Annotated in this window: 15 protein-coding genes and 1 tRNA gene; 9 read left to right on the top strand and 7 right to left on the bottom strand. The window is 52.9% G+C overall.

Annotation, left to right across the window (positions count from 1 at the left end):
* The first annotated feature begins 8 nt into the window (after positions 1-8).
* The 6 genes from H6F94_RS28660 (at position 9) to H6F94_RS28635 (ending at position 7,060) form a co-directional block, all read left to right on the top strand.
* A complete protein-coding gene (locus tag H6F94_RS28660) occupies positions 9-902 on the top strand; it encodes a carbohydrate ABC transporter permease (RefSeq protein ID WP_190805664.1) in 894 nt (297 codons plus the stop codon).
* 106 nt (positions 903-1,008) lie between these two features.
* A complete protein-coding gene (gene holA / locus H6F94_RS28655) occupies positions 1,009-1,995 on the top strand; it encodes a DNA polymerase III subunit delta (RefSeq protein ID WP_190805663.1) in 987 nt (328 codons plus the stop codon).
* A 127-nt stretch (positions 1,996-2,122) separates the two neighbouring features.
* The gene (locus H6F94_RS28650; RefSeq protein ID WP_190805662.1) at positions 2,123-2,620 is read left to right on the top strand and encodes a DUF4168 domain-containing protein; all 498 of its coding nucleotides are present in this window, start codon (positions 2,123-2,125) and stop codon (positions 2,618-2,620) included.
* 59 nt (positions 2,621-2,679) lie between these two features.
* A complete protein-coding gene (locus tag H6F94_RS28645) occupies positions 2,680-3,639 on the top strand; it encodes a branched-chain amino acid transaminase (RefSeq protein ID WP_242041449.1) in 960 nt (319 codons plus the stop codon).
* Positions 3,640-5,250 (top strand): glycosyltransferase family 39 protein, encoded by a 1,611-nt coding sequence (locus H6F94_RS28640; protein WP_190805661.1) that lies wholly within the window; start codon positions 3,640-3,642, stop codon positions 5,248-5,250.
* A gap of 91 nt (positions 5,251-5,341) precedes the next feature.
* Positions 5,342-7,060 carry a glycosyltransferase family protein gene (locus tag H6F94_RS28635; protein ID WP_190805660.1) on the top strand — a complete coding sequence of 573 codons (1,719 nt, stop codon included), beginning with the start codon at positions 5,342-5,344 and terminating at the stop codon, positions 7,058-7,060.
* On the opposite strand, the gene H6F94_RS28630 is transcribed toward H6F94_RS28635, so the two are convergent.
* On the bottom strand, positions 7,011-8,774 hold the full coding sequence (locus H6F94_RS28630; protein ID WP_190805659.1) for a hypothetical protein: 1,764 nt from the start codon (positions 8,772-8,774) through the stop codon (positions 7,011-7,013). The genes H6F94_RS28635 and H6F94_RS28630 overlap by 50 nt on opposite strands.
* 86 nt (positions 8,775-8,860) lie before the next feature.
* On the opposite strand from H6F94_RS28630, the gene H6F94_RS28625 reads away from it, so the two are divergent.
* The gene (locus H6F94_RS28625) at positions 8,861-10,576 is read left to right on the top strand and encodes a hypothetical protein (RefSeq protein WP_190805658.1); all 1,716 of its coding nucleotides are present in this window, start codon (positions 8,861-8,863) and stop codon (positions 10,574-10,576) included.
* Between the two features lie 31 nt (positions 10,577-10,607).
* Here H6F94_RS28625 and H6F94_RS28620 read toward each other — a convergent pair whose 3' ends face one another.
* The 4 genes from H6F94_RS28620 to rpaB all read right to left on the bottom strand — a co-directional run bounded on the left by H6F94_RS28620 (position 10,608) and on the right by rpaB (position 14,981).
* Positions 10,608-12,179 carry a glycosyltransferase family 39 protein gene (locus tag H6F94_RS28620; protein WP_199320696.1) on the bottom strand — a complete coding sequence of 524 codons (1,572 nt, stop codon included), beginning with the start codon at positions 12,177-12,179 and terminating at the stop codon, positions 10,608-10,610.
* Positions 12,180-12,279: 100 nt separating this feature from the next.
* Positions 12,280-13,242 (bottom strand): YegS/Rv2252/BmrU family lipid kinase, encoded by a 963-nt coding sequence (locus tag H6F94_RS28615; protein ID WP_190805657.1) that lies wholly within the window; start codon positions 13,240-13,242, stop codon positions 12,280-12,282.
* An 839-nt stretch (positions 13,243-14,081) separates the two neighbouring features.
* Positions 14,082-14,154 (bottom strand) — tRNA-Arg (locus H6F94_RS28610).
* A gap of 95 nt (positions 14,155-14,249) precedes the next feature.
* Complete coding sequence (gene rpaB / locus H6F94_RS28605) at positions 14,250-14,981, bottom strand: response regulator transcription factor RpaB (protein WP_190805656.1); 732 nt, start codon at positions 14,979-14,981, stop codon at positions 14,250-14,252.
* Positions 14,982-15,289: 308 nt separating this feature from the next.
* On the opposite strand from rpaB, the gene H6F94_RS28600 reads away from it, so the two are divergent.
* Entirely contained in the window at positions 15,290-15,454 is a 165-nt protein-coding gene (locus H6F94_RS28600; protein WP_190805655.1) for a CAB/ELIP/HLIP family chlorophyll-binding protein, read from the top strand.
* Positions 15,455-15,487: 33 nt separating this feature from the next.
* Here the strand turns inward: H6F94_RS28600 and H6F94_RS28595 are convergent, their stop codons facing one another.
* Together H6F94_RS28595 and H6F94_RS28590 are read right to left on the bottom strand one after the other, a co-directional pair.
* Positions 15,488-16,579 (bottom strand): glycosyl transferase, encoded by a 1,092-nt coding sequence (locus H6F94_RS28595; protein WP_190805654.1) that lies wholly within the window; start codon positions 16,577-16,579, stop codon positions 15,488-15,490.
* A gap of 52 nt (positions 16,580-16,631) precedes the next feature.
* Entirely contained in the window at positions 16,632-17,216 is a 585-nt protein-coding gene (locus H6F94_RS28590) for a PAP/fibrillin family protein (protein ID WP_190805653.1), read from the bottom strand.
* Between the two features lie 115 nt (positions 17,217-17,331).
* On the opposite strand from H6F94_RS28590, the gene H6F94_RS28585 reads away from it, so the two are divergent.
* Positions 17,332-18,564, top strand: a complete 1,233-nt coding sequence (locus H6F94_RS28585) for a DUF445 domain-containing protein (protein ID WP_190805652.1) — start codon at positions 17,332-17,334, stop codon at positions 18,562-18,564.
* The last annotated feature ends 175 nt before the right edge of the window (positions 18,565-18,739 follow it).

Below are 18,739 nucleotides of genomic sequence, written 5' to 3'. Positions count from 1 at the left end.
TCATCCCTATGGCCTCAGGCCAGTCTCGCACTGATCCACTCACTGACAACGAAACCCTCACAGCCTGGCTGTTCTTGACCCCAGCTCTCCTGCTGCTGGGGGCTTTTGTATTTTGGCCAATGCTGTACCTGCTGTTCTTGAGTGTCAGCGCTGGTCATTTGGGTTCATCGGGTGTGCGTTGGGTCAGCTTCGCGAACTACTGGCGGTTGCTGACTGACCCTGATTTCTGGCAGGTTTTGGGCAATACGCTCTACTTCACAGTCGGGACAGTGCTGCCATCACTGGTACTGCCCCTGGCCCTAGCGGTATTACTGGATCGGGTGGTGGCCTGGCGGGATATCCTGCGTACAGCCTATTTTTTGCCGTCAATTACCTCGCTGGTGGCTGCGGGTTTGGCCTTTCGTTGGCTGTTTCAGCCTGATGGTCCGGTCACTCAGCTATTGCTGGCTTTGGGTGTGGCTGAGCCACCGGCTTGGTTCAACAGCGAAACCTGGGCCATGCCCGTTCTGATTCTGCTCAGTATCTGGAAACAACTGGGTTTCAACCTGGTGGTCTTTCTGGCGGGCTTGCAAACGATTCCGGGCAACCGCTATGAAGCCGCTGAACTGGATGGGGCAGGTGCCTGGCAGCAGTTTTGGCACATTAGTCTGCCGGGGCTACGGCCAACCCTGGTCTTTGCAACTGTAACAACGGCGATTTTCACCTTCCGGAGTTTTGAGCCTGTGTATGTGGTGACGGGAGGTGGCCCTCTCAATAGCACCAATATCTTGGTCTATGACGTTTATCAGCAGGCATTCGCTCTGTTTGATTTTGGCTATGCTGCGGCTGAGGCGATGGTGTTATTGGTCCTGGTGCTGGGGCTGGTCGCTCTGCAACTACGGGTTTGGGGCGATGAGAATTGAGACTGTCACTTCCCACAAACAATTGCTAGAAATACTGGCCAGGAACATTTGCCAAAAACACTTGCCAAAAACATTTGCCAGAAACATTTGAAGTTAAGAATCCAGCATGCCCGCTTATTTCTATTGGGGTGAAGATGATTACCGCTTGAGTCAGGCGGTCACAGCTTTGCGTCAAGCAGTAGTCGATCCAGATTGGGAGTCGTTCAACTACGAAAAACTGGCTGGGGACAATCCAGAACAGATTGTGCAAGCATTTAACCAGTCGATGACGCCACCCTTTGGTCCAGGCAGTCGCTTGATCTGGCTAGCGGAAACCACCGTGGCCCAGCGCTGCTCAGAAGAACTATTGGGGGAACTAGAGCGCACTCTGGCCAGCCTGCCCGAAACTAGCCACCTGCTGCTGACCAGTCGTGGCAAACCCGATGGCCGGATTAAATCGACTAAGGTCTTGCAGAAGTACGCTACCGTCCAGGAATTCTCACCGATTCCCCCCTGGAAGACTGACGAGTTGGTGCGACAGGTGCAGCAAATGGCCAAAGTTGCTCAGGTTAGGCTCACCACTGAAGCGGCTGAGCTGTTGGCTGAAGCTGTTGGCAATGATTCCCGCCGCGTTGCCATGGAACTTGAGAAACTCAGCCTCTACGCCAGCCAAGGTCAGCCTGTAATCAATGGCGCGGTGGTGCTGCAAATGGTCACGGCATCCGCTCACAACAGCCTGCAACTGGCAGACGCCATCCGAGAAGGCCAAACCGCTCGGGCTTTGGGCTTGGTCTCCGAGCTGTTGCTGCAAAATGAAGCCCCGCTGCGCATTTCTGCTACTCTGACCGGGCAATTTCGCACCTGGTTGTGGGTCAAGCTGATGCTGGAAGCCGGAGAACGGGACGAGAAGAAGATCGCTGAGGCTGCTGAAGTTGGCAACCCCAAGCAAATCTACTTTCTACGCAAGAAAGTCGAGAAGCTATCCTCGCAGGTACTGACTCAGGCTCTACCGATGCTGCTGAAGCTAGAAACCGGTCTCAAACGGGGTGCCGAAGAGACGGCTGCTCTGCAAACTGCCGTTGTAGAGTTATCTCAACTCTGTGCCAGCTCCTGAGCTGGCCTCAGACAACTTGACAACTGAGCAGTATTTATACCCTCTGGATTGCTTCGCGTGGAACTTCTGGGTTCTAAAATGACTCACATCATTCAGAACTCCTGGTCAATTTGCGTTTTCTGCTGCTATGACAACTTCTAGACTTCCATTGCGCTTGGGCCAACGGCTGCTACCCTTCGCTGCAAACTGGGTGATTAGCTCAATGGCGTTCTCTGCCTTGATTCTTGCTACTCCGTTTGCAGCTATCGTGCAGGCCCAAACTACTTTCAGCGATGACCAGATTCAGCGCTTCGCCCGGGCCTATATCAAAATCGAAGCCCTACAGGCTCGTTTGCAAAGTGAGGCGCAGAATGTCGAGGGCATGCCCCAGTTGATGGCGCAGGCTCAAACGCAGGCCCGGACCCAGCCCAATTTCAGTCTGTGCCGCAATATGGTCAATGACCTGCCGCCACAGGGTGCAACTCTGTGCCAAACGTTGCGCACCGAGACGACTGCAATCTTGCGGGAAAACGGCGTTGACGTCGATGTCTTCAATGAGATTGTGCAGCGTTATCCCAGTGAGACCAGTTTGAAAGAACGGGTCAACCGTGCGGTTAGCGCCGCGCGTGGCTCCGCCAGCCGCTAAGCATCCGGTATGATCGGGCAACACCAGCAGGGCAATACCAATCGGGAAGGACGGCTTTAATGTCTGTGGCTACAGGTTCAGCGGAGGAAAAAGGGGAGCTGCGTCCCCAATTTGCCTATCTGCGTGGAGAATTTGTCCCGAGCGACCAAGCCTGTATCAACATCCAGACCCACGCCTTCCTCTACGGCACAGCTGCCTTTGAGGGTATCAAAGCCTATTGGCTGCCTGAAGAAGGACGTATGGCAGTGTTTCGCATGGCGGAGCACTACCAGCGCCTTCTACAAAGCTGTCGCATTCTGCGCCTGAAAGCCGAACTCAGCGCTGAGCAGATGGGTGCTCTGACTTTGGACCTGGTCAAGCGCAACGGCCATCAGGGACCCACCTATATCCGCCCAATTGTTTACAAGACCGACTTGCGCATCGGCCCGATTCTGCTGGCACCCAATACTCAAGACGACTTCTGCCTGTTCTCCTTACCGCTGGACCAGTACGTTGATACCCGCAAGGGCTTACATGTTGGGGTCTCTTCCTGGCGGCGACTAGATGACAATGCTATCCCTGCGCGGGCCAAGGTCAATGGCGCCTACGTCAACACGGCTTTGGCCAAGACCGATGCTCATCTGTGCGGCTTCGATGACGCGCTGGTATTGAATCAGGAGGGCAATATTGCCGAAGGCAGCGCTATGAACCTGTTTCTGGTGCGTGATGGCTGTCTAATTACGCCCACCGTGTCAGACAACATTCTGGAAGGCATTACGCGGGCGACGGTGATGGAGTTAGTCCGGGCCGAGCTGGGTCTAGAGGTGGTGGCTCGTTCGATTGACCGTACTGAGCTATATGTGGCTGACGAAGCGTTTATGGTAGGTACGGCGGCCGAAGTTGCTCCAGTGACGCGTTTTGATCATCGACCAGTCGGGGATGGCAACATTGGTGCCCTAACCCGCCAGATTCAAGGACTCTACACGAAAGTTGTGCGCGGCCAACTGCCTCAATACGACCACTGGCTCGCCCGCGTCTAGATGTTTCGACTGGCCAAATCCCAACTCCTCCTGGTGCTGCTAGTAGTGGGGACGGGCCTGCGCTTCTGGCATCTGGGGGACCAACCCCTCTGGACCGATGAGGTGCTGAGCGCACTCTTTAGCCTGGGCAAGCGCTTGCAGGATGTGCCTCTTGATCAAGTGCTGGAGGCTGCTGATCTGCGGCCTCTGTTCCAGCTCAATGTAGAGGCTAGCCTAGGCAGCATCGCGGAAGCAGTTAAAACCGATTCGACCCATCCGCCGCTTTATTTTTATCTATCGCATCTGTGGCTGAGGCTGCTGGGGAATGGATCCTTGCAAGACTTGCCCTGGCGGCTGCGCTCGTTTACAGCGCTGACTAGCAGCTTGGGTATCCTGGCGATTTACGTTCTGGGGCGAGTGGCGTTCCGAGGCGCTCAGGCTAAGGCTCTGCTTCTAACGGCTTTGGTGGCGGTTTCCCCTTTTGCCGTGTACTTGGCGCAGGAGGCACGGCACTACAGTCTGGCGATTCTGTGCTTAATTGGGGCGCTGACGGCCCTGTTCGCCCTGCTCGATGAATTGCACAAAGGCCGTTCTCTCAGTCTGATGCTTTTGCTGGCTTGGGCATTGAGTAATGCCATCGGGCTTTATGTGCACTATTTCTATCTGCTGGCTTGGCTAGCCCAACTAGTGGTTCTGGCTCTGGCTTTGGCCCGGTCCTGGCACTCGGCTCGCACTCAGTTATTACCTTGGGGATTGGCCCTTGGCGGCGTCTTGCTAGTTTGGCTGCCCTGGTTGCCAACGCTGCTAGAGCACAGTGGGCGGGGCGAAGTGGCCTGGATCAGCCGGGGTTGGAGCAATCTAGATGCTGTCCTTCAGGTGGTGATGCTTCTGCCAGGCACAGCAGCTCTGTTTGTAATGCTGCCCCTGTCGCCTGCGTTGGGTGAATTGCAGATTGTCCTGGTCTTGCTCTTATTGGGGTTGATCGGCACAGGAGCGTGGTACTTGTGGCGGGGTGGGCGCTTGTCTGGGGATGCAGCGCTGCCTTGGGCTGGGCTGTTTGTGATTATGGCAATGGCTCTGCTAGTGGGGCTGGGCTGGGCTAAGCAAAGCCGTTTGACCAGCGTGTTTCGCTATAACTTCATTTTCTTGCCTGGCATGCTGCTGGTAGCAACGGCTTGCCTCAGTGGGCTCAAACGCCCCGTCAGAGAACAGGTGATTGCAGCCTTTTTGGTAGTCGGTTTGGTCAGTAGCAGCTTGGCCGTGCAGGGCTGGGTCTTGGCACAGACCGGCGAACCGGCAGCCACGGCAAGCCGCATCCGCAGCCAAAGTCAGACCCCGATTTTATTTGCGCAGACTTATAGCGACCTCAACGATGTGGCAAAGGGCTTGGCTCTCAGCCTGGAGTTGCAGCGACAGGATCCTCAAGCCCGGATCATCTTTGTCAATGATGCCAATGGCAACGCTGCTGTCCTCCAAAAACTGACAGCGGTAGTGCAGTTAAACTTGCCGGTGGATTTGTGGGTCACACGGGCCCTGAGAACGGCTGATTGGTCAGGCGTAGCCTGCCGCAGTGCCGAACCGGAGCGCATTAAGGTCAGCGGCGAGGGCTACTATCACTTGATTTGCACTTAATTGGGCTGGCTATGCCGGTCAGTCAAGCTCGATTGCATTGCACCAAGCAGCGTGCAACAGTAAGGGCTGAATTTGTAACGGTGTTGAGGGAATGCAGTTCGCCCCGCCCCAGATCAGCAAAGCCCAACGTCCGCTATGGCAGAGCGGTTACTTCTGGGCAGTGATGCTGCTCCAGCTGATTCCAGTGACGCGGTTTCTAGCCGTGATGCTGGGCGATCGCTATACCTACATTGATGACGCTACACAGCACATTTTCTGGATGTGGCAATTCACCGACCCCAACCGCTTTCGTGGCGATTTGATGGCGGACTACTTCATCGCTCAAATGCCTCCGGGCGTGTACGGCTTGTACTGGGCTGCCAGTTTTCTGATTTCGCCGGTTGTGTTCAACAAGATCCTGCCGGTTCTGTTAGGGATAGGGTCGGCAGTGTTGTTGTTTCTGCTGGCAGAACGGTTGTTCAACGACCGTCGGGTGGCCTTCTGGGCAACGCTGGTGTTTGTGCTGCAACTGTGGACTACTGATGACTTGAGCACGGGCATTGCCCGCTCGTTTGCCTATCCACTATTCCTGGGCTTTCTATACACCCTCTGCCGGGGTTGGCGCTGGGCTGTGCTCGGCTGTTTGGTCTTGGGCTGTGTGTTTTATCAGCCGGTAGTGGTGCTGGCCCTGGCCGTGCTGACCTTTGTGCTAATTCCTGGAGTCGCACCGGAGTTTCAATTCAATTCCCGGCTCTGGCGACGTCACCTCTGGCTGCTGATTGTTGGAACGCTGATTTGCGCCGCGATTCTAGTCCCTGGTCAGCTGATTGATGGTCCGTTTGGCCCTATCTTGACCAAAGCCGAAGCCCTCACCGATCCGGCCCTGCTCGACGGCGGTCGCAATGAAATGTTCGTAGCCGACCCGCTCCGCTACTGGATTACTAGCAAACGCACAGGGCTGGGTTTAACCCTCATGCATCCCCTCTGTGTTTTGCCTGCTTTATTGGTGCCTGTGCTGCGTTGGCGCTACGGCAGTCGCTTGAGCAGCCTTAAGGGTTGGTCGGGTTGGGTCACCTTGCTGGGCCGAGTGTTTTGGGCGTCGCTGGCAACCTACGTGCTGGCGCAACTGGTGCTGTTGCATCTTTATCATCCCAACCGCTATGTGTCCTTCTCGGTACCAATTGTCGGTGCCTTGTTTAGTGGCGTGGCAATTGCAGCATTGCTGGAACTCTGCCCCCGACCTTGGGCTGGCTGGTCCCGAACAACGTTGACGGCAGTGCTGTGCTTGGCGTTGCTGCTGGCTCACCTGCCTCTGTGGCCCATGGGCCTGAGAGTTGGACAATACAATCAGATCTATGACTTTTTGAGAGCCCAGCCTGCGACCACGCGGTTGGCTTCTCACCCCAGTGAGGCTGGCAACCTGCCTCTGCTGACGGGTCTGCCTGTGGTTGCCTCTATGGAAGGTGCGCTGGCCTGGCATCCCACTTACTACCGGGCCATGGAGCAGCGGCTCTGGGAAACGCTGAATGCTTTCTACACCCCTTCGCCCCAAGTCTTGGCGGACTATGTAGAGCGCTACAAGGTTGACCTGTTCGTGGTACCGCTTTATCGCTTGTCCTCGCCGTCTCGGGCGCGCTTAGGCTTGTTTGTGCCCTTTGCAGGTCGTGCTCGGGCGCTGGTAGAAGCGAACCTTGCGGCTGGTGCCAAGCCAGTGTTGCAGCAATTGGCAGAAGCACAGCCGCTCATCCAGCAAGAAATTCAAGACGGTGGTTTACGAGATGTTATGGCGATTGTGCCAGCGCAGACGATTTACCAACGGGCAGGGCGTTAAGCAAGCAGTCTGCTCGCAAAACAACCCATTTCTCAGTGGCAAAAGCTTCACAACGGTCTAGAGGTTGGGCTAAAACAGGCGTTCCCTGCTTCAATGCACTGAGCGCTTCAGAAGTCTCGGGTTGCAATTGCCGCAGCCAACGTTTGCGGGTGATGTATTCAGGTTCAAAAGCAGCCCGATCTAACAGCCAGAAATCAACACCGTAGGTTTGGATGAGATCACGAATGACTGCCCAATCGGAACTGTATTGAGCCTGGAGTAGATCAGCAGTGCGTTGTCGAACTTGGCGATAGTAGCCCATGTGATAGGGCAAGACATATTCCTGACCGACCAGAATGGAACGTTGCGCAAAGGTGGGTAAGTTATCGGCCTCCTCTGCCAGTGAGGCGATCAAACTATCTTTGGGCTGTTGGGCAAAGAACTCATACAACTCTGGAAAATGACCCGTAACATAGCCAGTTCTGGGAAACTTTTTTAAGAAGCTAGGATAGGTAATGAGCACCATTCCCAGAAGACCAGCCAAGCTAAAAGCTAAGATTTTTTTGGGGTTAAAATTCTGCTCAGAGCGTCGGCTGCCCCAGGTTAACAGAGCATGCAGGAGCACGGTTAAAGCAATGCCAGCTGCGACAGCCATAAGAATTTTGAAACTGTGCTGTGTGTAGCGGCTAGGCAGAAACAGCTTGAATAAAGTGGCATGGGCCAGCAAGAAGATAGCAACCGAGGCTAGGACAAGCTGAGGCAAAATGACCAACGCTGGACGCAGCTGCCGCACCAATGGGAAACGCTCCGGATAGCGTAGCAAAATTGGCAATAAAAAACTGGCTGCATACAGAGCCGGTGTGAAGGTCAAGCGCAAGCCACTATGCTGACCTTCCAACCAGAAAAACCAGGGATTATCTGAGAAAAAACGAATACGCCCATTGGCTGCAAACTCCGGCATCAGCTTGGCTTTGGCCAGGCTAATCATGGGCCCAAACCGAGAGGAACCCAAGGCGTAGGGCAACAGAACCAGGAGCACAACGCCCAATCCCAAAACACAAAATCGAACATTACTGCGGTTGGAATCCAATTGAGGACGCCAGCCCTGCCAGCGCAGCAATGACAAACACAAAACTCCTGCCGCAACAAAGACTAAGGGCGGATAAAACAGGCCCAAAAGTGCAAGTGAAGCCAGACAGGGCAGTAGGGAGCGACGAGACAAATAGTATAAAAAAGCGAGAAGCAAAGGATAGACAAATGCACGAGGCGTTGCCGAGGCTAAGTCGTCTTTAACCCACAAGCTTTGGTTGAGTAGAACCGTGGTGATAAAGCCAGCCATTGGCACGGGCAACAGCTGCAAACAAAAGCCAAAACAATAGATTGTGCTAACTAGACACAGCGCAACTGGCAGTAGCTTGCTCAATAACAATGGTGTAACACCAACCCCTGCCATCAACCGAAACAGCGCAGCATAGCCAGGTGGCGTCACCGATTGAAAATAATCAGCAATTAAGTCATTGGGCAATAGCTCCGGATCCAAAAAACGCTGCATCCAGAACACGTATTCCCGCGCATCATCCTGGACAACATATTCACTACCAAATGCCTGCCCAATTGCCAAAACGCAATAATATAGAGCGAATGCCAAACTCAAGCCAAACCAGAATTCAAGTTGGGATTTGAGCAATAAATTGACTGAAAAAAATGAAAACTTGCGTGGGTGAGCAATGGGCATGGCCTTGGCAGGAATGATAAACTCTGTAGACTAAAAGCCACAAAGTTAGTAGCCTTTCGTATTTAGAATAATATGGGAGCCACCCTTTGAATTCGTCTTCTGCCAAAAGTCCGCGCCCTAGCCAGACCGCGTTCAACAAGATTGATGGTGGTGGCCAACGAACGGGGTTGCTATTGGTACTGCTGATTACGTTGTTGGGCAGTTTACCGGGGCTGTGGCAGTTTTGGCATAATCCCTGGGCAATCCCAGACGATGCCCGTCAGCATGTGTTCTGGATGCTGCGCTTTGATCAACCTGGCTTATTTCCCAACGACTGGATCGCTGACTATTTTCAAGCCGTTGCCCCACCGGGATACACCAGCCTATACCAGCTGGCTAATGCCTTGGGGCTCAAGCCTTTGCAGTTCAACAAGCTGCTGCCCTTGGGGCTGGCTCTGATCAGTGCAGGCTATTGTTTCAGCTTGTTCTGGCGCATTTTGCCTGTCACTTGGGTTGCTACCTTGGGCAGCTTTTTGTTCGTGCAACAGGCCCTCTGGTTTAGCGATGATGTATCTTCGGGAACGCCTCGCGCTTTTTTTTATCCGATTTTTCTGCCGTTTCTCGATTGTTTGGCCGCCAAACGGCTCATGCCCGCTGTGCTGTTGGCCGGTCTGCTGGCCCTGTTCTACCCACAGGGAGCATTACTGGCCCTAGGCGTTCTTGCTTTGAGCGGACTTTGGGCAGGTCGAGGGCCGCGCGCTATGCGCTCTTGGCTGGCCTTCGCTGGGGCGCTTGCACTAGTTGGGGCAGCGCTTTTGCTTGCCAAAGCCGATACGGCCATCTATGAGCCAATTGTTAGTGGCGCCCAGGCCCGAACCATGCCTGAGTTTTTGCCAGGGGGACGTTCGTCCTTTTTTGCCAAGAGTTGGTCCCGCTACTGGTTAGGGGGAGGACGTAGTGGCCTGATGTTCGACCTCAGACCTCCCTTACTGGCTCTCGGCTTCCTCTTGCCGCTCCTGTGGCTACAACGCAGCCGTTGGCCAAGGCTACAATCCCGGCTGAAGCAAATGACCTCAGCTCGCCTTGTGCTCGTGCAGGTGCTCGGCGCTTCATTAGGGCTATTTCTGCTGTCCCATGCCCTGCTGTTTCGCCTGCATTTACCGGTGCGCTATGTGTTGTACACCACGCCACTGCTGCTCTCAATTGCTGCTGCTATCACGATCTACGTTCTGATTGAACGCTTAGGCCAGTGGCAGGGAGCAGGTGTGATTGGCTTGCTCCTGCTGTCTCTATGGCTTTGTCCCTACCGACAACATCCGGTCAAGACGGGAACCATCCCAGAGATCTACCAATTTCTGCGCCAGACACCTGTTGACACGCTGACCGCATCACTGACGCTTGAGGCGGATAATCTACCTAGCTTTGCCCAGCGCTCTGTCTTAACGTCTGGCGAGTACTCTATTCCCTATCAACTGGGTTATTACCAACGCCTGCGGCAACGCACTGTTGACCTAATTACCGCGCAATATGCCACTGATGCCAGCGTGATACAGAATTTTCTGAACCGCTACGAGGTTGATTATTGGTTGGTTGAAGACAACGCCTTTAAGCCTAGCTACTTGAAGCATAATTCCTGGCTCCGGCAGTACCAGGCGGTGGCAGAAGCAGCAGAAAACAATCTCACGGCCCAAGCTTCTGGGCAGGGGCGCTTAATCCTGCCTCGCCTAGTCAAAACCTGCACGGTTCAGCGCCAGAAGGAATTTACTCTGTTAGCTGCCAATTGCTTGAATGCTGCTTTGGAAAAATCACAGCCAAGCTCATAGTCATTACTCACAGTAAGTCGCGAATAGAGCTCTATTTTTGCAGGTTATACAAATAGACAAATGCTCCCGGACGTTCAAAACTATCTATTCTTTGTCCAATCTGATTTAGATAGGTTTGGATCATTTCATTCTCTTGTTTAAGCAAGCTGTGGGAGAACAGCAACCACACACGCGGATTGCCGCGTAATTGGTCTAGATCTGCTTGGTAGCGCTTCCATTCAGCAGCTGAAACTTCTTTTTGTTGATCGTACTGATCCAGGTCGTCCACGCCAATGATGTAGTCACCCTTCTGATAGCCATATCGCTCAGCGTAATATTTGAATTGATACTCCCCTCGTTGGAAAATATACAGAACATCCTCCGGCTGTTGGTGTTCTCTCACATAGGCGATGACAGGCTTGATTTCTTCTCTCAACTTCGGTTTGACCAGAAGTTGGCTGGCATCCAGCAACGGCGGAGCTAAGAGGCACACTAACAGCACTGTCCCAACTCCTGACAGCCACATGGATCTTCTGGTTCTGAGATAAGTCAGACCCTCAGCCATCAGCAGGATAAAGAAAGGAATTAGAAATAAAACCAGGCGGGCCTGAAACGGATACTTCTGCAAACAAGCAGCCAAAAGCGTGACCAAGATTGGCGATAGCAAGACCAACAGCGTCTTTAAATTTTTCTTGCCATAAGACGCACAGCCCGCCAAAAAAACCAGAATTGCTAGGACATCAAAGGGGCCGGCAAAACCAAGGGGTTGATAGAAGAACTTGCCCAGAGCATCCAGAAACCAAAGCAGATCAAAGGGCGAGGCGGGAAATGCATCACCCCAGGAGGTTAATAAATCTTGATTGCTACTGAGATCCCGCAGAGAAATCAGATAGCAAACTAAAAAACTCAAGAGCCAAGTGCCTTGGACCATTGAGATTTTTAATGCGTTCTCTCTTTCACCCTCAACCAGCTTTAACAGCAGCACCAGTGTGCCCACTCCCGCTAGAACAAAAATGGCAGGATGGGAAAACCAGATGCTGATACCTCCTACTACAGAGATCAGGAGTAGCTGTCTTGTCCTTAGCTTCTGAGCTAGCAAATTGGTAGCCAGCAAACTAGAGAGTAAAGCAATAGCGATATCGCTAGAATACTGTTTGACCTCTGATGCATAGTAGATGACGTGTTTTGAACTGGCAAATAGCAACAAAGCAATCGGAATTGCCTGCCAGGGTAAACAACGCTTGGCTAGCTCATAAAGCAGAAACAGAGCAGCAATGCCAGTGAGCAGAGGAAACAACCGAAGCGCATATTCGTGGTTGCCCAATGCCTGAACAGCCAACTTTTCAATCATTAGAAAGCCGACCGGGGCTCCCTGGTCATAATCTAAAGGCTGTAGCAGTTCTAGAAAAGAACGGTCAATAATGTTCAGCGCTAAAACTGCTTCATCAGCCCAAAGGGACCGATTAGATGCATATTGAACCAGCCTAAATACAACTCCCAAGGCAATAGCAAGCCAGGAGAGATTTTTAGGCGAAGTCAGCCAGGAGAGTTGTTTATAAAACTTAGTTCGGGTAAGCCCGACGAGCTTACCCTGCAAGGACTGACTCTTGATCAAATTTGCCACGACTGCTCAATACCTGTCGATCCAGGCTCGGGTACGTACTTAAACCACCCAATTTTAGAGATATCCCTGACGCCTATCTCAGCAATCTCAGCTCAGATTCTCACTTGATCTTGACTTGCAAATTCGGCAGTCCCTCTAGTTTTTCAGTGGGTTCTGGCTCTAGCTCGGGCTTAGGTACCAGAATTGTCAGACCACCAGGAATGCATTGAATATCGACAGGTGTGGTGCCGACAATTTCACCGTCCAACGCAATTTTCTGAGGCGGATCGGTGGTGATTTTGACGGAGCGAGACCGCAAGTAGCCAATATCAGGACGTTCACCAGCGACGCCCTGTAAAGCTGTTTGCAGCAGATGAAAGCCCGCCGCAATCGCTCCAGTCGCAGTCGAAGGTGCCACGATCGTGATATCTAACATGCCATCATCCACTACAACTGCTGCCGGTCCTTGGGCCAAGATTGAAGTGGAAGGGGCTGCATTGGCAACGGTCACAGCGGCAGCAGTCACCGTAACTACTTTGTCGTCAGTTTCGATCTGCGCTTCAAAGATCTCCAGTTGCCGTAGCTGCTGCACTCCAGCTAAGACGTAGGCCAGCATGCCAAACCGGTTTTTGGCGGCGCGGTCTGCCCGCTCAACTGCTTCAGCTTCAAAGCCAATTCCCGCTAACAGCACCATTGGCTTGCCATTACAGGTTGCTGCGTCAACTACGCGAACTGAGCCGGTCAAGATGGTTTCACAAGCTTCTTCGATTGTGTCAGGAATGCCCAGGGCATTGGCAAAGGCGTTAGCCGTTCCCCGGGAAATGACACCAAAGGGAATGCTGGTTCCGACCAGAGCCGTTGCGGCGGCTGATAAGGTACCATCACCACCGGAGGCAATAATCATTGCCACCCCTTCCTGAACTGCGGCTAGAGCCAGCTCATCGGCATCGGTTTCTTCTGTGGTGTAGCGAATGTCAAGGTCAAATTCTGGTTCTAGCAATTCGCGAATCTTTTGGAGATCTGCCTCCGAATCGCCTTGCCCTGCAACAGGGTTGTAAATCAAACAGGCCGAGCGGCGGCTCATGTCAGCATTAGCTCCAACAGTGCTCAAGGTCAGCCCTTATCCCAGTTACTAATGTGTCAAACAGTTTAGTTAGAACACTCCGTCTAAAGCTATATTTCTTTACAAGGTTCTATTGTGTCAATTAAAACGCGCCTAAACACGGTTTGTCAGCCCTAACCATTGAGACAAATATGGCAAAAAGTGTGAGAGGTAACTTGCAAGACGTTTGACAACCTTGCTGAAGGGAACCAGTCTTACTTGACAGGTTTTACTGGGGGAGTCACGTTGTTGTGAAGCTGAAAAGGGGAGGGGCCAATACTCCTGGTCGTTTCATGTGGAGTGGCGAGTTGGAACATTCAGGTTGGGAAATTGATAGCGGCACCAAACTCCAGGCTTGCACTTGCTCCAGAAATACCAGAGCGCTGCGAATGAGGATCATTAACCGCGACTCAATTAGCAGAAGATAGTCTACCCTTGATCGACCATAGCTTTATCGCTTATTAAGCCTCAATCAACCCGTTGTGAAGCCTCAATTTTTACGAGTTTAATCTTCTCTGCCTCGTTCATCGCTTTTGCCAAAGGGACCATTGAGAGCCAATCTGCCCTCATCTATTGCTGTTTCCTCGATGGCATCGAATTGGGAAAGATAGAAATGCGATGGCCCACTTCTTATCCAGCTCCTAGCTAATGCCATGTCTGTTAAATAAAAGCGCGGCTGCATCAGCAAGGCTAGTCTTTATGACTAAGGACAATCAAACCTGCCCGTGCGGGTTTCACTGGTTTAGCCCCAGACTCCAGTTCGTGGGTTTCTGCATCCCCAACTTCAAAGAGGTCAGGAGAAGCCCTGACCTCGACTCAAACGCGCCCAGCACGGCTCGAACGTGCGACCGACCGCTTAGAAGGCGGTTGCTCTATCCACTGAGCTATGGGCGCTCGCGCCAATTTGAAATAGGCGCAGTGCTCAGATCCTACTGCAACAAGGCCAAGCTTAGCTAGTCTCGCCTCTAAGGGAGAGCACAACGCCAACCCTACTCGTTCTCGACCGGCTCAATGATCCGCTGGAACAGATAGCCGGTGCCCCGCGCGGTCAGAATCAGCTCTGGATTGCTGGGATCATCTTCCAGCTTGGCCCGCAGCCGCGAGATATGAACATCAACCACCCGCGTGTCTACATGGCGCTCTGGCGTGTAGCCCCAAACTTCCTGCAAAATTTCCGAACGCGAGAACGGTTCACCCGAACGGCTCACTAGCAGCTCTAACAGGCTAAATTCCATACCCGTTAGCCGAATCCGCTCATCGCCTTTGTAGACTTGGCGTTTATTGGTATCAATGCGCAGGTTGCCAACAAAAATCACCCCGGAGCTAGGAATGCCCGAAGTGCCCGTCTTCTCGACCCGACGCAAGACGGAGCGAATGCGCGCTTCCAGCTCTTTAGGCGAAAAGGGCTTCACAACATAGTCATCTGCCCCTAATTCTAGACCTGTGATCCGGTCAGCGACATCTCCCAGCGCAGTCAGCATGATGATCGGCACATCAGACTCTTTGCGTAGTTCCTGACAAACCCCATAGCCATCTAGCTTGGGCATCATCACATCCAACACGACTAGGTCAGGGATTTCGCTGCGAAACATGTCCAGCGCCTCTTCACCGTCGGCTGCGGTTACAACGTCGTAGCCGATCATTGATAGGCGAGTTTCCAGGATTCGGCGAATGCTGGCTTCGTCATCCACTACCAGTATTTTTTCTTTGTGAGTCTCCAAGGTGCCAACTCCCTTACGTCGAAATATTGGATTAGATTAATTTTTCCTCACTTTAACATCGCGCTATTGCGCGAAATCGAAGGAAATCATTACGCTTCGCAGCAGTTCTAATCCTAATTCATATAACTCTGGGATCACTATATGGAGCTGTTTAGTCTCGCTGTTGACCGCCTCAGCCAACTCCACAACCACTGACTTTCGAAACAACACGAAATAACTTTTGTGAAGTATACTAAATGCTAATGCAAGCTATTAATGTAGAAGTACTAACTGTCTTTCTGTTCCTTCCCCTAACGAGGTAGCCCACCATGGTAGAGCCGAGCCAAACCCCCAATGTTGAAGACCCCAAATTCGGTTTCAACGATTATGCTGAGCGCCTAAACGGACGCGCCGCCATGATCGGTTTCATCTTGGCCTTGGTGATTGAGTATGTGACCGGCCAAGGGCTGCTGGATTGGATGGGCTTGGTCTAGGCACTGGTCTTGGCCTAACTCCCTAACGGGCAACTACTGATTGGTGAGGTTGGTCAGATAAGCCACAATAGCGGCAGCGAGTGTTTCGTTGCCGTTTTTGGTTATGGGTTCGCTGCTCCGGGGTGCTAGTGGCTTTTGGTATAAGAAGTCCCAATTGCCTTGGTAAAACTCCTCGGGCGGGATAATCTGGTGCTCGCTGTAGTCCTGCAAGCCCTCTAGGAGAACCTTAGCTTCAGCGAAGCCCTGACGCTCCAGACAGGTAACCGGCACGCCAACGCGACAGGCCTCAGAGAGGGTGCCATAGCCTGGCTTAGAAATAACGCGGCTGCACAGCGGCATCACATCCACTGGGCGTGTAGTTCGGTCCTGAATCTGCATTAGATTAGGCAGGTCAGTCGGGCAGCGCCGGTCAAAGGTCACAAAAAACCAATCTGGATGGCGAAGTACATTCTGGTAGGGAATCTCCCCCAGACCCAGCCCCCCAAAAGTCAGCAAGGCAATTGGGCGGTCCTCAGGCAGCCGAAATCGTAAGCGCACCTCTTCAGCCGAGTGCCGGGGCCAGCCCCCCGTTAGCCCAATGTCTTCAATCACTGGAAAAACACTCATCGGCTCATGAAAGGGTAAGCGGAACAGCCGGTCGCAGTGTTGATACGTTTCGCGAATGCTGTTGGCAATCTCGGCAAACTCTCCCCCCCACTCTTGGTAGACAAAATCCCAACCAAAGTTGCTCACGGCCCAGCTGGGTACTCCAGCTGCCTGCGCAATTGCCACCGCTGAAGGAGGCATATCCATCAACAACAACTGAATGCGATTGCGCTGGATAAAATCCACTTCTGCAGCAATAAAACTCTGCTGTCGGGCTTGGAATGCCTTCAACTTCTCAAGCGTTGCGGGCTGATCCATTGTCAAGCTGTCTGCTTGGACCACGCCCGGTTCAAAATCGCGAGGACGCAGAATGAAATGACCTGGGAGATAGGCTTCTAGCAACCAACGAGGAGCACTAGTCGTTAGCACCAACAGAACATCTGGGCACTGCCGTTGCACCTCCGCTAAAACGGCTGCTGTACGGGTAGCATGTCCGAAACCATGACTAGTAATCGCTGCATAGAGCGCTGGACGAGGCATAGACTCAGAATCTCGATGGTGACGGGATAGTGGCGGAGTTTTAATACTGGTTTTAATACTTACTCAGCACAAACAAACTCCCTTCGTTGCCCCGACTAATACGTAAATCATCGTCCAGATAAGTAACTTCTAGCCAGCCTCGCTGCTCGCGATTTTTAATTTCAAAATCAACTGCGCGGAATTTCTCACCCGCTTCAAACCGCTCTAGAAAATTATTAACATCGGTGTAATTAATCAACCGTTGTAGCCCTAGGACAAATCGCTCAAATTGAACATTTACGCGTCGCTCAGACACTACTTCAAAGCGAGCACCAACGCTGACTAATCCTTCTAGCAGGGGTAACCCTGTAATTTCTGCCACGTTGTAAACGCGCCCACTAGAGGCTCGGATGCACTGATAAATCTGACCTAATTTCAGTGCTGGTACCCGCCCCAAATTGAGCAATTCCTCACTCGTGGTGTACAGCAAGCGCCAGTTGCCATCCAGCTTTTGTGGTGTCTCGGTTGGGCGCGGGGTCGGGTTGTAAGCTTCTAGGGCGGCGGCGGCCACCAGAATTGCCTGCCGGTCGCGCTCCTCGGCGTTCAAACCTCGATTCATTCCAGCGAGACGTTCCAGCAGGGCACTTTTGCCAATCATGAGGCGACCAGAGCAGTGGGGATAAGTTGGTAGGGGCTCAAAAGAACTCTAGCAGGTCAGGCTGGAGCTGCCAGAGATAGAATTGCAAATGGACTTCTGTGCTTGAGCGCGTCTTTTGCCCCTAACAAGCTACTGGACTCTGCTTATTTCCCCGGTGGCTGGCGGCATCATCGGGTACTTTACCAATGACTTGGCGATCCGAATGCTGTTTCGGCCCTATCGCGCCATCTACATTGGCGGACGCAAGCTGCCGTTCACACCCGGGCTGATTCCCCAGAACCAGGAGCGCCTGGCTCAACGCATTGCTGACGCGATTCTGGGCTCCCTGCTGACCCCGGAAGAATTGCAAAACCTGGCCCGTCGCTTGCTGGCAACCGAGCGCATGCAGGCGGCTATCCTGTGGTTATTGCGAGTTGCCCTAGATCAGATTCGTGATGATACGGAGCAGAAGACCGCCCGAATCCTCTCAGGTATCTTGCGCGATCTGCTGAGTCAATCTCTGCCTCGCTTGCTGCGGGTCTTGGCTCGTCGTGAAGATTTTCTAGAAACGCAGCTCAACCAGATTTTTGACCAGGTTCTCCTGGATCTCCAGCTGAACGAAGCCCAAGCCAGCCAACTGTCAGAATGGTTGCTCGACATTGTGCTGCCGCCTGACAACCTGCGCGACGCTCTGGTCAGCTTCCTCACTGACCGCAACATCGAGATCATTGATGAGGGCTTCCGGGAGAAAGCTAGCGGCACCTATTGGGTCGTCGCTAACCTATTTGGTGCTCGTAACGCTCTACAGCGGCTAAGGACCTTTTGCATCGAAGAGCAGGGTGAAGCCAACCGGCGAATTGCTGACCTCATCCTCGCTTTGGGGGTACGCCAACGGCTGATCGAGCTGCTGCAAAACCTGTCGCTACAAAACTTGCCGGTTGCCACTGTGCGCCAGCTGCGCCGCGCGATGCGCGAGAGTGTGCGTACCTACATCCGCGAACAGGGAGCTGAGCTGTTGCAGGGGTTCAGCGAGACAGTGGATTGGAATGGGGTAGCCGTGTTGCTGCTCAACCGTCTGCGCAATTCGACTGTGGTTAATAGTTCCTTGGAAGTGGTCAGCCAGGAATTAGCCCTGATTCTAGACCGCTATCTAGAAAAAGACCTGGAAGCCATCGTGGCTAAGGCGATTCCGATCCTCGATCTAGACCGAGTCATTGTGGATCGAGTCAAGGCAACCACACCAGCCAGCTTAGAAGAAGCCATTCAAGGCATTGTGCAAAAAGAGTTGCAGGCGATCGTCAACTTAGGTGGTGTTTTGGGAGTACTAGTGGGCGTAGTCCAGGCGCTGCTACTACTCGCTCAGTCCTAGCTCCCTCCCTCTCACCTAAAGCGTTGGAACCCAGCGCTAAATCAGCACGCTAAATCAGTAGATCTACTGGAAATTGCGGGTATTTACCTGGCCTTGACTCAAAAATGGGTCGGCTTTACCAACTCTTCAAGGTAAAAACCGTAGAACTCCCGCTGCGCCTGGCAACGTAGATCTT

The organism is Leptolyngbya sp. FACHB-261 (genome assembly GCF_014696065.1).
Classification (GTDB): Bacteria; Cyanobacteriota; Cyanobacteriia; order FACHB-261; family FACHB-261; genus FACHB-261.
The sequence above is the reverse complement of the archived record's forward strand: the minus strand, read 5'-3'. Positions and strand labels throughout refer to the sequence as shown.

Excerpts from the sequence above, each read along its gene's own strand:
- H6F94_RS28660 (WP_190805664.1), top strand. The coding sequence starts at position 9 with ATGGCCTCAGGCCAGTCTCGCACTGATCCACTCACTGACAACGAAACC.
- holA (WP_190805663.1), top strand. The coding sequence starts at position 1,009 with ATGCCCGCTTATTTCTATTGGGGTGAAGATGATTACCGCTTGAGTCAG.
- H6F94_RS28650 (WP_190805662.1), top strand. The coding sequence starts at position 2,123 with ATGACAACTTCTAGACTTCCATTGCGCTTGGGCCAACGGCTGCTACCC.
- H6F94_RS28645 (WP_242041449.1), top strand. The coding sequence starts at position 2,680 with ATGTCTGTGGCTACAGGTTCAGCGGAGGAAAAAGGGGAGCTGCGTCCC.
- H6F94_RS28640 (WP_190805661.1), top strand. The coding sequence starts at position 3,640 with ATGTTTCGACTGGCCAAATCCCAACTCCTCCTGGTGCTGCTAGTAGTG.
- H6F94_RS28635 (WP_190805660.1), top strand. The coding sequence starts at position 5,342 with ATGCAGTTCGCCCCGCCCCAGATCAGCAAAGCCCAACGTCCGCTATGG.
- H6F94_RS28630 (WP_190805659.1), bottom strand. The coding sequence starts at position 8,774 with ATGCCCATTGCTCACCCACGCAAGTTTTCATTTTTTTCAGTCAATTTA.
- H6F94_RS28615 (WP_190805657.1), bottom strand. The coding sequence starts at position 13,242 with ATGAGCCGCCGCTCGGCCTGTTTGATTTACAACCCTGTTGCAGGGCAA.
- H6F94_RS28600 (WP_190805655.1), top strand. The coding sequence starts at position 15,290 with ATGGTAGAGCCGAGCCAAACCCCCAATGTTGAAGACCCCAAATTCGGT.
- H6F94_RS28595 (WP_190805654.1), bottom strand. The coding sequence starts at position 16,579 with ATGCCTCGTCCAGCGCTCTATGCAGCGATTACTAGTCATGGTTTCGGA.
- H6F94_RS28590 (WP_190805653.1), bottom strand. The coding sequence starts at position 17,216 with ATGATTGGCAAAAGTGCCCTGCTGGAACGTCTCGCTGGAATGAATCGA.